The sequence below is a fragment of the Vibrio sp. 1F263 genome, from assembly GCF_041439035.1.
GTDB lineage: Bacteria > Pseudomonadota > Gammaproteobacteria > Enterobacterales > Vibrionaceae > Vibrio > Vibrio tasmaniensis_A.
The window spans coordinates 1-13,623 of sequence record NZ_JBGONI010000058.1; the positions used below are offsets into that span (position 1 = coordinate 1).

A 13,623-nucleotide genomic window follows, 5' to 3' on the forward strand; every position below is an offset into this window, starting at 1 on the left:
CAGCTGACGCTGTTGGCTTAGTAGAAAAACTGTCAACGTATTTTAGGACGAGACAGAGTGCTTTACCCGCCGCAGTCAATAATACCTACCGTATGACTTAGCGGCTTAATACAGTCAGTTATAATATCTACACTCATATAACATCGTTGGATTTTTTAAATTGTAGAACTACTCGTTTCAGTCATGTTCAGAACACAAGTAATAACTCATAAACACGGTTTATTAATTGCTCTTCCAGTTAGACTCGACTGCCGGTTGGCTAAAGTCCAAAGAACCGCTATTAGAATTAGCTTGCTTGTCTTGTGATGCTCGATTTGCGCTTGCCTTGGCACCATCATGGTTTTCAGCCGCCTGTTGGTGATTGTTGCCATTTAAACCTTGAGCACTTGAAGCTTGAGCATTTGAGGCTTCAGTATCCAAATCCGCCTTATCGACACCTAACTCATCACCCTCTTCGTCAGAGGCTTCTTTCACTTTCTTATGTACTGGGATATCGCGTTTGTAGAGCTTGTTGAGCGCTTTAACGATAGAGTGCTTGGTGATTGCTTCTTGCGTCAACTTGGTCATTATTGGCTTAGTCAGAGCCTGTAACCCCACAACGGCATCAACACCAAGATCCCCACCAACTTTATCTCTCAAATACCTAGCATCCGCATAGCCAAAATGAGCCGATAAGAATAACCAGATATACGCGATAGCATTGCCGTGCTCACCATGGTCAATCCACGCCTCACCGGCTTTAAACATCGCTTCTGCACAGTTTTTTTCAGCTGCCGTTTCAAACCAGTAAACCGCTTCACGATGATTAGCGACAACACCAACACCGTTCAAATAGCTCATACCCAATTTGATTTTTCCGTCTAGGCTATTCTTTTCAGCCGCTTTTCTGTACCACATGAAAGAGCTTTCTGGAGAATAATCCGGGTTCTCTCTATCTAAGCACCAATCCCCCATGAAAAGCATCGCTTCGGTGTTACCACTAACTGCAGACTCTTCAATATAGGCGCTGCCTTTCGGAAGGTTTTTCTCAACTCCGCGACCAAACACGAGTGCTTTACCCACCTCGAATTTTGCAAGCGGATCGTTATCCAGTGCTGATATCGCTAACTGCCAAAAATTGGCCTTTTCTCTTAAAATTAGGTCTTCTTTGCACTTCATACTCAGACGCACAATGCCGTACATGCCGTTGACATTGTCTAAATGGGCAGCTTTATCGTACCAATACAGAGCTTCCTTAAGATTGACTCGTTCGGCCTCTTTCGCCAAATACAAAATCGACGGCACATGCCCTGTTTCAGCCTTAAATTGACGATCTTTTTGCTCTTGGATACGTGCTTTTTCAATCGCTTTTCGGTAAGCGACAGCGCGAGCTTTACGTTCTTGTTCCAAGCGCTTTTTTCTTAGCGACAAAGAGACCAACCAAACAGCAATCAGTATTAACGAAAGAGCGGTCGCACCAATTGCGATTCCCATTGTACTCATAAAATATTTTGTCCTAACTCGGCTAATAGCACCCTACACAGGAAAGCAATCAACCTATAGCGAGTAGTATGTTTGAATGACAGGGAAAAGCGCAGTTATTAAAACGTTCCGCCCTAAAATGAATTTTGTTCAGTATCTCAGGAATACATAATGATAAAAAGCCTACGAGTATCTATCCGTCAGCACTCCATTAATGCTGTGATCCCGCTCGCTTTTTCTCTATAAGTCTTGGGGCGTTACTTATTCTATCTTATCTATCTTATCTATCAGCTTATGGCCTAGACTTTCCAACTAACCTTGCTGCATCTTCTCCCAAATGGTCGGAGAGCCAATATAGTCTTGAACCGTAGTAATGAACTCTTTGACCAATTTGGTCTGCTTACGATGCGGATACACAGCATAAATAGCCGTATCAACCGTCGAGATTGCATAATCAGGAAGTAACGTAACCAAGCCCAATTCTTTCATTGAGGCATACAAGTTTGATTGATCAAGGAAGCCATAACCTAGACCATCTTTCACACAAGACACCATAGTACGAACATCACTGACCTTATAGTTGCCACGAATCGTCAGGCTTTGAAAAGTGTCACCATGTGGCTCTTCACTGATACGGAGATGATCAACCGTCATATCGCCATTGGTATAAATCACCGCAGGTAGCGCGAGCAGATCTTGTGGTGTCTTCGGCTCACCGTGCTCTTTCACAAAGTCGTTCGAGGCGACCAACATAAAGTTACTGTCGGCAATCTTCTTGGCAATCAAATTCGATTCAACGAGCTTGCTAAAGCGAAACGCGATATCAAACTGCCCTGCAATGATGTTGGCGATCTTGTCGTCCAATGACAGCACAATCTGAACATCCGGATACTTTCTCATGAACTGAGTAATAATAGGTTGCAAGTATTGCTGACCAAAATAGATCGGCGACGTAATTCGTAGCACACCTTTGGGCTCAGATTGGTACGAGTCGGCAATGCCTTGGATCTGATTAATAGTATCTTTCAGTACATAGGTTTGCGCGAGAATATCTTCCCCTGCCGACGTCAACGAGAACGAACGCGTAGAACGGTTGAGCAACTGAACACCTAAATCTTGTTCAAGCTTTTTTATCTGTTTAGAGAGTGATGAGTTGTCCATATCGTGTAAAGTTGCCGCTTTGGTAAACGACCCTTGTTGAACCACATCTAAGAACAACAACAACTGGTTAGTATTTGGCACTGCGCCTCTCCTGAAATAAAACTCGACTAACGTTCATCTTTGGGGGTGTCCATCACAACCATAGTCGTAATCGATTGCACCTGAGCACATTCCCCCAGCACATCGGCATGAAACTTCTTATAGCCCGGTAGATCTTTGGTTTCTACCCTTAGCAAGTACTCATTGGCACCAGTAATGTTGTGGCACTCCACCACCTCTTTTTCCATACTGACGTGCTGTTCAAACTCCAGCTGAGCCGCTTTGCTGTGGCTCGACAAGCCAATCGAAACATAAGCAATAAAGCCAACGCCCATCAGTCCATTATCCAGAACCGCACGGTAACCTTGAATGATCCCTTTACGCTCGAGATCCTGTACTCGCCTTAAGGTCGCTGAAGCCGACAATCCTATACGTTCTGAAAGCTCAATGTTGGAGATTCTGCCGTCCAATTTAAGCTCTTGCAATATCCTTTCGTCAAATCTATCCATAAGTACTTATTATTGTGCATTAAGTGATAATTGAGGAAATAAAAGCACATAATTGCCTCACTTTCCACCTACTATGTTTCTCAACACGTGAAAGTCATGACCGGTCAGTCACTTCGTTCATTTTACTGCTGGAGAATCACAATGCCTTTTGAACAACTTAGCGCACTTGCCTTGTTTGCGTTTGTCTCGACCTTCACACCAGGTCCAAATAACATCATGCTCATGACATCAGGAGCCAATGTTGGCTTTGCCCGTACCATTCCGCACATGCTGGGCATTGCTCTGGGTTTTGCAGCCATGTTGCTATTGGTTGGCTTCGGCTTAATGGGGGTTTTTAACGCCTATCCGGTCTCTCACCAAATCTTGAAATACCTGAGCCTTGCTTACCTCGTGTACCTTGCGACTAAGATAGCATTGAGCGGCAAAGCGAAAAGTACTGAGGCTTTTAAACCAATGACCTTCATCGGCGCAGCCAGTTTTCAGTGGGTGAACCCGAAAGGTTGGTCAATGGCGCTGACGGCGATTTCAGTGTATAGCAGTGGCAGTTCATGGTGGGAGCTCGCGATCATCGCCAGTATCTTCACACTAGCCAACTTGCCTTCTGTGACATTCTGGACAGCGGCAGGTAAACAGCTCCAGCATTGGCTAACAACACCCGTTCGAATCAAAAGCTTCAACTATGGTATGGCAGGGTTACTTTTAGCATCGACGATTCCGATGATCTAATCGACTTACTTTATCTATTGATGGTTAGTACTTAGGTGCTAACCATCCGTTTCTTTAAAAGAGCTTAATAATCTCACTTAGCCATTGACCAAATGTCGCCTGCCCACTCGGCGTTAACGTCCAGACAAAAGCCACAACATTAAGTGACACCGTCACGAAAAATACAAGTCTAAATGGTTGCTTCTGCGTTTTATGACGCAGTTTATCTTGAGCAATTAACGCCCCTAACCAACCACCAGCAACAGAAAAAATATGCAGAGTTTTCTCTGGTACACGCCAATTACCATTGATTGCCGCTCTCTTGTCCTTCGCGTACACAAAAAACGTCACTATTCCGATAACTAAATACCACACCAAGAGCGATTTTGAACTTTCTGAAAACAACGCAGATACCGCTACCAATACCAGATAAGTAATAGCGATTTGAATAGATGAAGACAACATCAACTCCTTTGGATAATGAACAACATAGCGTCACCATTCCACATTAAAGACTCACTATGGCTATTTGAGACGAATGAGTACAAACTTTTTTTGATATAAAAAACAACCAGCGAGTGAAGTGCCACTAAGCTCACATAAATAAGGCGTAGTTATCACCCCTAGCGACTACTCCTATCTTCTACGCCTATGGCTAACCAACTGTATTTTATGAGCTATTGAACCAATAAAAAAGCGCGTTAACCACCACAATCCGTGATATCGACACTAGGTTTCCTATTTTTACGGATTAAAAATAACTTAATACATAAGCGTCACAAATAGTGGAGCATCGTTAAGCCTAGGATATTCATCTTCGTAAAAAATATGGATATCAAAACGTGAACGAAATAAATACCAATAAACACGAGATTCTACAAAGTACCTTGAAGATTGCAAAAACAAAGAGCTTCAATATTGCGCAAACAAACAACTTCAAACGTTCAGCTTTAGCCAAGGCGATATTGCCTATCGTCACCGCGACCTTGGTAGCAGGCTGTGGAAGCGACACTAGCAAAACAAACTCTGACAGCAATAGTCTATATAAAGCCGCTGAAAACGAAGTTGTTATTTATTACAAACGAGATGTTGCAGCGGCTCGCGCTTCTGGCTCGACCTACGACGGCTGGGGGCTTCACCTTTGGAATGGTGAAGGTTGTACGAGCACTGACTTAGTCGGCATGGGATTAGGTAACAATGGGACTGACTGGGATGTACCTTATGAATTCAAGGGCATCAATGATACCTATGGCGCCTACTACGTGTTGAAAGTCGACCCAGATGCATCCGACCCTCATAAGTGCATCAACTTCATCTTGCATAATGGCGGCGATAAGGCGTTTGGCAGCGCCAACTCGAAAATTGATCTCACCAAACTGAGTCAATCTCAATCTGTATTCGGTTTCCATGGCAGCAGCGCGCTGTACTACGAACCGATTTCAGAACGCCCAGTTAAGATTGATGGCCAGAAGGCACATTGGTTGGACTCAAACACAATCGCTTGGGAAGCTGCAGACGGTGCCGATTCTCTCAAGTTGTTCTACGCACTCGATAACAGCATCACGATAAACGATGATAAGGCGATCGTCGGTGGGCAGGCCGTTGAACTCAAAAAAGATGGCAAGCTATCCTCTGCATTAAAAGAACGCTTCCGTCATCTAGCAAGCCTACCCGCTTTATCAATTGATGTTGACGCCGGCACGCTGCGCACCATCTTGAAATCTCAGATCATTGTTGTTGCGTATAATGCGAATGGCGACGCTATCTCATCAACTGAAGTTCAAAAGCCCGGCGTACTTGATGCTGTATTTGCCAACGAAGAGGCCGGTAACGCAATCGGAGAAACACTGGGGGCGATTGTGGAAGGCAGCACGACGACCTTCAAACTTTGGGCTCCTACTGCGCAAGATGTTGAACTCGTCCTCTACAGCGAAGACCGACAAAGTTCAAAAGTGATCCCAATGACGGAAAGCTTGGAAACAGGCATTTGGGCAACGGATTCAATTTCTAACGCCGTGAATAGTTATTACCGTTACCAAGTGAAGGTCTACCACCCAACAACTGGTAATATCGAAACTCGCCTTGTGACCGACCCATACTCACTCGGCTTATCGAAGAATTCAGCATACTCTCAAGTGATTGACCTTGATGATTCAACACTGATGCCACAAGGTTGGGCTGGATATAAGCGCCCAACGGTGAAGAAAGACGAAGACCACGTACTGTACGAATCACACCTTCGTGACTTTAGCTTCAGTGATAAGTTAGGTACAGCAAGCTTAAACGGCAAGTACCTAGCGCTAACAGAAGCCGATCGTGAGTCAGTAAAACATTTGAAAGCTCTGAAAGATGCCGGTTTAACTACGCTTCATATCTTACCTGCATTCGATATCGCTACCATCAATGAAGATGATGCGAGCCGCGTGGATATCACCGACACCGTTAGCAAACTCTGTAACGTAAAACCAACAGCGACTTTATGCGGCACCGAAGATGAAAACAAAACCATCGAAGCCGTACTCAACAGCTATAACTCTTCAACAGGCGATGCCCAAGCTCTAATGAACGATCTGCGTATGTTAGATAGTTTCAACTGGGGCTACGACCCATTTCATTACACCGTTCCAGAGGGAAGTTACGCGACAGATCCTAACGGTTCAAAACGTATTCTAGAATTCCGTCAAATGGTTAAAGCTGCGCACGAAATGGATCTTAAACTGATCATGGACGTGGTTTATAACCATACCAATGCGTCTGGCGTGAACGATAAGTCCGTACTGGATAAGATCGTCCCTGGGTATTATCACCGCCTGAATGTGAACACTGGTGGCGTGGAAAGCTCAACGTGTTGTGATAACACCGCAACTGAAAACCTAATGATGGGTAAGTTGATGGTCGACTCACTCAAGGTATGGGCTGACGACTATAAGGTTGATGGTTTTCGTTTTGACTTAATGGGCCACCAGCCAAAAAGCGTAATGGTTGAAGCATTGAAAGAAGTGCGCAAGATCGACCCAAATACCCTGTTCTATGGCGAAGGTTGGGACTTTGGCGAAGTAGCAAACAACGCTCGCTTCGAACAAGCCAACCAGATCAATATGGCAGGTACCGAAATTGGCACCTTCTCTGACCGTTTGCGTGATGCAGTGCGAGGCGGTAGCCCATTTGATGGCGGTGTCGATTCTGAAGGTAAGCACCCACTTCGTTTTAACCAAGGCTTCGGTAACGCCGCGTTTGCCAACGAAGAAACCAAGGTTGATCAAGACTCAGTCAACGGTCGTTTACACAACCAAGATCTTGTGCGCTTAGGCATGGCGGGGAACTTAGCCGAATACGTATTACTGGATTACAAAGGTGATACCAAACTGGGCAAAAACGTCGACTACAATGGCGCACCTGCCGGCTACACCAAAATGCCATCAGAGAACATCTCTTACGTTTCCAAGCACGATAACCAAACTCTTTGGGATAACAACGCTTACAAAATCGCCGAAGGTACAAGCTCTGCAGAACGTGCTCGTATGCAGTCGGTATCGCTCTCGACCGTCATGTTGGGTCAAGGCATCCCGTTCATACACATGGGTTCTGAACTGTTGCGTTCTAAATCGATGCAGCGTGATTCTTACGACTCTGGCGATTGGTACAACCGTGTGATGTTTGATGGTACTGGCAATAACTGGAATGTTGGCTTACCTCGTGAAGACAAAGATGGTGCCAATTGGGAACTCATCAAAACCATCATTGCCGACAGCACAGCCAAGCCTGCAAAAGAGGATATTGACCTCACCAAGCAGCAATTCCTAGAGTTGTTAAAAATCCGCAGCTCAAGTGAACTGTTCCGCTTAGACACAGCAGAAGAAGTCATGAAGCGTGTCGACTTCCGCAATGTGGGCAAAGATCAAATCGAAGGCCTGATCGTGATGTCTATTGATGACGGAATCTCCACAGGCAAAGGCCTAGATACTACCGCTGATGCGCTTGTTGTTGTTGTAAACTCAACGAGTAAATCTCAATCATTCAAGATCACGGGAGCGACGGGCTTTACACTCCATACTATTCAGAAGAACTCTGCCGATGACATCGTGAAAGGCGCCACCTTTTCCGCTGAGACTTTCACCGTACCGCCATTAACCACCGCTGTGTTTGTACAAACTCAAGGCGCGTCACAAGGTGCTGGGTTATCGGTTGATAACTCACAAAAGGACGTATCTAAGATTCCGCCATATGGCAAAACGACCGTCTATGTACGTGGTGCAATGAACGGATGGAACCCGACGGACGCTTGGGCGATGAACTTCGTTGGTAACGGCGTTTACTCTGTCACTGGCGCTTTGGCTGTGGGTGAATATGGCTTCAAGTTTGGCGGTTCTACTTGGGGTATCTTGGATATTGGCTGTCACTCCGTCGACTTAGCTCAGGGCTCGATCAACATTGGCAGCGAAGGCGACTGTAAGTTGAATGTAACCGAAGCCGGCAACTACACATTCACACTGAATGCGATTCATCAACTCAATGACAGCGCAGAAAAAGCCGTGGTATCTGTGACGAAACAATAAGCTTCACATTCACATAATCATCACAGACGAGCCTGTTTTTTTGGGGAAGAGCGAGGGGGAGGTATTAACCTCCCCTTTTTTGAGCAGCCGCTCACATACCACAGCAACTACGCCCCGATTTTCTTACCCAAGGAGGATAAAGCCGCATTCTGATTAAGCTAGCCTCCTAACGATAACTTCTATACCAAATATAACGTCTATACCCAATATAACGTCTACACAGCACAACTAGAACGACAAAGCCCTACACCTCCACTTCTCGAGATGAAATATAAGTATGTACAACAAGAAACATTCAATCTATCAAGTTTTTACCCGTTTGTTCGGCAATCAGAATACTCAGAACACACCTTGGGGAACCATTGAACAAAATGGCGTGGGCAAGTTCAGTGACTTCACCAATAAAGCGCTGACAGAAATTAGAGAACTTGGCATCACTCATATTTGGTACACCGGAGTACCACATCATGCTGTGATCAACGAATACAAGCACATCGGCATCTCAGACGATCATCCAAGCATTGTGAAAGGACGGGCTGGCTCACCTTATGCCGTCAAAGATTACTACTCCGTAAACCCAGATCTTGCTGACAACCCAGCGCAGCGTTTACAGGAATTCGAAGCCTTGATCAAAAGAAGCCATGAAAATGGTTTGAAAGTCATCATTGATATCGTCCCTAACCACATTGCCCGTAATTACCAAGGCTTGAATAACCCAGAGGGCGTACGTGACTTTGGCGATCAAGACGACACGACGGTTGAGTATCATCGCAACAATAACTTCTATTACATTCCTGACAGCGCATTTGAACTGCCCGAGATCGAACCTGCGTTCATTCCTCTTGGTGGCGAACAACACCCGAGTTTAGCCTCACCGTTTCTTGAATCCCCAGCCAAATGGACAGGAAACGGATCGCGCTTGAGCAAACCAAACTTCGATGATTGGTATGAAACCGTAAAGATTAACTATGGCGTGCGACCAGACGGTTCAAAAGACTTTCCTGAGCTTCCGGACGATTACGCGATGCGTGATCACCTCGCCCACTACCATTTCTGGCAGCAAGTTGATGTGCCGGATTCATGGGTTAAGTTTCGAGACATCGCATTATATTGGTTAGAAAAAGGCGTCGATGGATTTCGCTACGATATGGCAGAAATGGTACCGGTCGAATTCTGGAGCTATCTCAATTCATCAATCAAAGTAAAGAATCAAGACGCCTTTTTGATGGCGGAAGTGTACCAACCGGACCTTTATCGTGATTACATTCGCTTGGGTAAAATGGACTACCTGTATGACAAAGTCGATCTTTACGACGGCCTAAAAGCAATTATGCAAGGTAAGGCTTCAACGGCAATCATCCCTGAGATCCAGCATCAAATGATGGACATCGAACACCACATGATGCACTTCTTGGACAACCACGATGAGCAGCGTGTCGCGTCTCCTGAGTTTGTTGGTAACCCACACATTGCCAAACCAGCCATGTTAGTCAGTGCGCTATTAAGTAGCTCTCCCACCATGATTTACTTCGGGCAAGAAGTCGGCGAATCGGGCGCGGAGAACGCAGGCTTTGGGCAACCTTCTCGCACGTCTATATTTGACTACATCGGTGTTCCTCAACATCAAAAATGGATGAACGGAGGAAAGTTCGATGGTGGGCAGCTCAACGATGATGAAAAGCAGCTCAGACTCTTCTATCAACAAGTGATGACGTTTTCATTGAACCATTCATCGATGACCGGAGCGTACCAAGACTTACACCAATCCAATCAGCTAAGTGATTCTGTTTGTGCTTTCTTGCGTTTTGATAACCAAGAACTGGTTATCGCCGCGGCTAACTTCAGCCAAAGCAAAACAGACCACGTTCAGTTGAAGGTGACGGCAGAGGTTATTCAAAAACTAGGCATTGCTGACGGAAGCTATACGCTCAAAGAACATATTGAAGGCGTCCAACAACAGACGCTGTATGTGGAAAACGGCGTAGGTTGCTTCAGTGCAGAATTAAAGCCCCTAGCCGCTTTCGCTTGGGTGTTAACCCTTTAATCAACCGTTCTAAAAGTAATAAAGGGATGACTCACAGTAAGGTTAGGATACCATTTATAGGAAGGTCACTTTTCAACATCATTAGAATAATATAAATAAAACAATAAATTATGGTCTTGTTTTTATTTTTCACGCCGCATGCCTTCCTTTTGGTATGCCGTATTTCTTCCTGTCATCATAAGGTTGCGTTATACTACCCACACGTATGAAAGCAGGAGGTTCAAATGACAGCAGTTGAACGCGTTTATCAAAAGATAAAGCGCTCAAGACGTTATGTTTTTGAGCGCAAAGACTTTGATGGTTTTGCTAGCTACGACCAAATCGGTCGAGCGTTAAGGCAGTTAGTTAAGCAAGGTGAGTTAATCAAACTTGGTTATGGTCTATACACAAAGGCAAGAATGAATAGTCTAACCGGCAGACCCATGCCCACAAACCCTGGCGGAAGCGATGCTTTGATGCGTGAAATTTTAAAGATGAAAGGTGTCGATTTTGAGATGGACAAACTGTCTTTACAAAGCCTAGCTGGTAAAAGCACCCAAATCCCATCCTCCATTCAATACTCGTGGAATCCTAAACAGTTTAATCGCAAGTTGGCTGTCGGTAACCGAGTATTAAACTCACCGAGTTAATATGGAAAAACTAAAACAACAATTCCTTGAGGTTTCAGATGCGCTTGAGCTCGGAAACCCAGCCATTATTGAAAAAGATTACTGGGTCGTCGCCTTGCTTGCCGAATTAGCGAAAGTGACTCCGGTGCATCATCAAATGGTTTTTTCTGGGGGCACTGCTCTAGCCAAGTCAAACGTTAAAATCCTGAGAATGTCAGAAGATGTGGATATAAAACTCATTCCCCACCAAGAATTTGGTGAGCTGAGTCGCGGCCAAAAGAAAACCGCCCGCAAGACATGCATTCACGAGATTGAAATGGCGATCACTCAAACAGAGCGATTTACAGTTGAGTCGCGTCTCGTTCGTGATGAATATCGCTATGTTGAACTTGAACTCAGATACCCGCAGCAGTTTAGCCAAGCGCCATGTCTTCGCCCCATCATTAAACTTGAGTTAATAGAGACGATTCCCTTACTGGATGTAGAACTTCGGCCGATCCAATCATTGGTAGCGGAACTGTATCAACAGCCACAAGAAGTAAAAGCGTTTGATTGCGTCTCTATTCAAGCGACCTTGGTTGAAAAAGTGATTTCGATGTTGCGCCGTACCATGTCCGTAAAGCGTGATGCGCAACGTAAGGATGATGCCACGCTTGTACGCCATATCTATGATGTTTACTGCATTTTAAAGACCGAGGCACAGTTGGAAAACTTCGACCTTACAGCAATGACAGCGTTGTTTAACAACGTATTGAAAGAAGATATCGATCGCTTTGGTAATCAACACGCTGAGTTTGTTGCTAACCCCAAACAAGAGCTACAGCTCGGGCTAAAAGAGCTTGAAGATAACCCAGTTTTTCGCCAACGCTTTCAGGACTTTGTTACCCCTATGGTGTTTAACACCGACCCCCATGATTTTGATACCTGCTTTGCCTCATTTAAACGCATTGCGCAATCGTTAATTAAAACAATCTAACCGATTTGAGAACCCCTCATGCCACACACTAAAATCAATCAAGATCCGCTACACCAAGAACAAGTCAACAAACCGTAAAGTTAGCCCAACCCACTACTCTAGGGCGTTTACGAAGTCTCATTTTTCTACTTTGACTCACTTACTTCATGAGTCAACGAGCAGCGCAACATGCCTATGAGGCAAACCATTGCACTGTCGTGATGTAGTCTGACAGAATCGCTTGGTGATCACATGATAGAAAGGCGGTTAGCTAAATCACTTTTTCCCCAAAGTGTGTAACGACCGATGATTGACTCATTAATGGTGAGTTGATTTTGTAATACATATGCTAACGAACAATCCTAGAGTGCAGGTGTTTTTTTCGTAACCCATCACTCATGTGCGTACAAAAATCACATGACCATCATATATGGCTTGAGTTGCTTAAAAAGGTTGAGCAAGATAGACAGAAGCAAATGACTATATCCCGACTGAAAAGCGTTATGCACAGGGGCAATTAATGACGAAAGCGAAACAAGCATTAAGCATAAAAGGTGATACGTTTAACCCATTTCCAGAGCCATTTAAATCTCGCCTTGGTCAATCTGAATGCAGAAGTTTAGGTGATTCTTTTGGGCTCACTCAGTTCGGTGTGAATCTGGAAGTATTAGAACCGAATGCGCAGTCGGCTCTTCGCCATTGGCACACAAGGTCAGATGAGTTTCTTTATGTACTCGGTGGTGAGCTATGTTTAGTCAGTGATGACGGTGAGCAGACATTGTTTGCAGGAATGTGTATTGGCTTCCCTGCTAGGGTCGAAAATGGTCATCATTTAATAAACCGTAGTAGCGAACAAGCTAAATTTATAGTTATAGGGAGCCGAGTTGCAAAAGACGAAGCCCATTATCCAGATGATGATTTCAAATGGATTGTTGAAAGTTCTGGTGAATGGACTCCCTCTAGAAAGGACGGCACACCATACTAGTTACTGTTAAATAGTAGGAGGGAGACTATGATTCCAACAGCGATTCTTATTCATGTTCAAAATGTCGCATTGGGCATCGAGTGGTATCAAAAAGCCTTTCCTACAGCTGTCTCTGTTTATCATCCTAGTTTCGACTTTACCGTGCTCAATTTAAACGGTTTTTCTCTTGAGATAGTACAAGCAGACGAAAAAGTAGGCTCGGGTAAATGCGGGACAGTTTTATATTGGTCGGTAAACAACTTAGATAAAGCACTGGATCATTTTGAAGAACTTGGTGCAAAACTGTATAGAGGCCCAATGGCAATTGAAAATGGGCTTTTTATGTGTCAAATCGAAGACCCGTTTGGCAACTTAATTGGCTTGCGTGGGGCGACCACGTTGCAAGTGGTTTAAATGGATTATAAAAGGCCTTATATGTCATATCAGTTTAGGAGGTAAAATGGACATTTTGATCGAACAAGAAATAGAACTCCATCAATACCAAACTCGTCAGAACAAAGCTGATCTTGATCGTTTAATACACCCTAGTTTTACTGAAGTTGGTAAGTCAGGAGATAGCTACGACTTTACATCCATTATTCAAATGATGGATTTGGAAGA

General features: G+C 44.6%; 11 protein-coding genes and 1 pseudogene. 8 read left to right on the forward strand and 4 right to left on the reverse strand.

Going from position 1 to position 13,623, the window contains the following annotated elements; translation table 11 throughout:
* Positions 1-222: 222 nt before the first annotated feature.
* The 3 genes from ACED25_RS21665 to ACED25_RS21675 form a co-directional block, all read right to left on the reverse strand.
* The gene (locus ACED25_RS21665; RefSeq protein ID WP_371696082.1) at positions 223-1,473 is read right to left on the reverse strand and encodes a tetratricopeptide repeat protein; all 1,251 of its coding nucleotides are present in this window, start codon (positions 1,471-1,473) and stop codon (positions 223-225) included.
* Between the two features lie 300 nt (positions 1,474-1,773).
* Complete coding sequence (locus ACED25_RS21670) at positions 1,774-2,703, reverse strand: LysR family transcriptional regulator (RefSeq protein WP_371696071.1); 930 nt, start codon at positions 2,701-2,703, stop codon at positions 1,774-1,776.
* A gap of 26 nt (positions 2,704-2,729) precedes the next feature.
* Positions 2,730-3,170, reverse strand: coding sequence for an Lrp/AsnC family transcriptional regulator (locus ACED25_RS21675; protein ID WP_009845852.1), 441 nt, complete (start codon positions 3,168-3,170; stop codon positions 2,730-2,732).
* A 141-nt stretch (positions 3,171-3,311) separates the two neighbouring features.
* Here ACED25_RS21675 and ACED25_RS21680 point away from each other — a divergent pair, with 141 nt between their 5' ends.
* Positions 3,312-3,896: a LysE family translocator gene (locus ACED25_RS21680; protein WP_371696073.1), complete on the forward strand. Its 585-nt coding sequence runs from the start codon at positions 3,312-3,314 to the stop codon at positions 3,894-3,896.
* 54 nt (positions 3,897-3,950) lie between these two features.
* Here the strand turns inward: ACED25_RS21680 and ACED25_RS21685 are convergent, their stop codons facing one another.
* Entirely contained in the window at positions 3,951-4,340 is a 390-nt protein-coding gene (locus ACED25_RS21685; RefSeq protein ID WP_371696075.1) for a DUF1294 domain-containing protein, read from the reverse strand.
* Positions 4,341-4,717: 377 nt separating this feature from the next.
* Here ACED25_RS21685 and pulA point away from each other — a divergent pair, with 377 nt between their 5' ends.
* The 7 genes and pseudogenes from pulA to ACED25_RS21720 form a co-directional block, all read left to right on the forward strand.
* On the forward strand, positions 4,718-8,431 hold the full coding sequence (gene pulA / locus ACED25_RS21690) for a pullulanase-type alpha-1,6-glucosidase (protein ID WP_371696077.1): 3,714 nt from the start codon (positions 4,718-4,720) through the stop codon (positions 8,429-8,431).
* 277 nt (positions 8,432-8,708) lie between these two features.
* The gene (locus ACED25_RS21695; protein WP_371696080.1) at positions 8,709-10,475 is read left to right on the forward strand and encodes an alpha-amylase family protein; all 1,767 of its coding nucleotides are present in this window, start codon (positions 8,709-8,711) and stop codon (positions 10,473-10,475) included.
* Between the two features lie 224 nt (positions 10,476-10,699).
* Positions 10,700-11,104 carry a DUF6088 family protein gene (locus tag ACED25_RS21700; RefSeq protein ID WP_017104303.1) on the forward strand — a complete coding sequence of 135 codons (405 nt, stop codon included), beginning with the start codon at positions 10,700-10,702 and terminating at the stop codon, positions 11,102-11,104.
* 1 nt (position 11,105) lies between these two features.
* Positions 11,106-12,059: a nucleotidyl transferase AbiEii/AbiGii toxin family protein gene (locus ACED25_RS21705; protein WP_102249439.1), complete on the forward strand. Its 954-nt coding sequence runs from the start codon at positions 11,106-11,108 to the stop codon at positions 12,057-12,059.
* Between the two features lie 499 nt (positions 12,060-12,558).
* Positions 12,559-13,023: a cupin domain-containing protein gene (locus ACED25_RS21710; RefSeq protein ID WP_371696081.1), complete on the forward strand. Its 465-nt coding sequence runs from the start codon at positions 12,559-12,561 to the stop codon at positions 13,021-13,023.
* A gap of 27 nt (positions 13,024-13,050) precedes the next feature.
* Complete coding sequence (locus ACED25_RS21715; protein ID WP_017104306.1) at positions 13,051-13,416, forward strand: VOC family protein; 366 nt, start codon at positions 13,051-13,053, stop codon at positions 13,414-13,416.
* A 46-nt stretch (positions 13,417-13,462) separates the two neighbouring features.
* Positions 13,463-13,623: pseudogene (locus ACED25_RS21720) on the forward strand (DUF4440 domain-containing protein); the annotation flags it as partial.

Bases quoted from the DNA above. Each gene is read 5' to 3' on its own strand.
- ACED25_RS21665 (WP_371696082.1), bottom strand. From the start codon at position 1,473: ATGGGAATCGCAATTGGTGCGACCGCTCTTTCGTTAATACTGATTGCT.
- ACED25_RS21675 (WP_009845852.1), bottom strand. From the start codon at position 3,170: ATGGATAGATTTGACGAAAGGATATTGCAAGAGCTTAAATTGGACGGC.
- ACED25_RS21680 (WP_371696073.1), top strand. From the start codon at position 3,312: ATGCCTTTTGAACAACTTAGCGCACTTGCCTTGTTTGCGTTTGTCTCG.
- ACED25_RS21685 (WP_371696075.1), bottom strand. From the start codon at position 4,340: ATGTTGTCTTCATCTATTCAAATCGCTATTACTTATCTGGTATTGGTA.
- ACED25_RS21695 (WP_371696080.1), top strand. From the start codon at position 8,709: ATGTACAACAAGAAACATTCAATCTATCAAGTTTTTACCCGTTTGTTC.
- ACED25_RS21700 (WP_017104303.1), top strand. From the start codon at position 10,700: ATGACAGCAGTTGAACGCGTTTATCAAAAGATAAAGCGCTCAAGACGT.
- ACED25_RS21705 (WP_102249439.1), top strand. From the start codon at position 11,106: ATGGAAAAACTAAAACAACAATTCCTTGAGGTTTCAGATGCGCTTGAG.
- ACED25_RS21710 (WP_371696081.1), top strand. From the start codon at position 12,559: ATGACGAAAGCGAAACAAGCATTAAGCATAAAAGGTGATACGTTTAAC.
- ACED25_RS21715 (WP_017104306.1), top strand. From the start codon at position 13,051: ATGATTCCAACAGCGATTCTTATTCATGTTCAAAATGTCGCATTGGGC.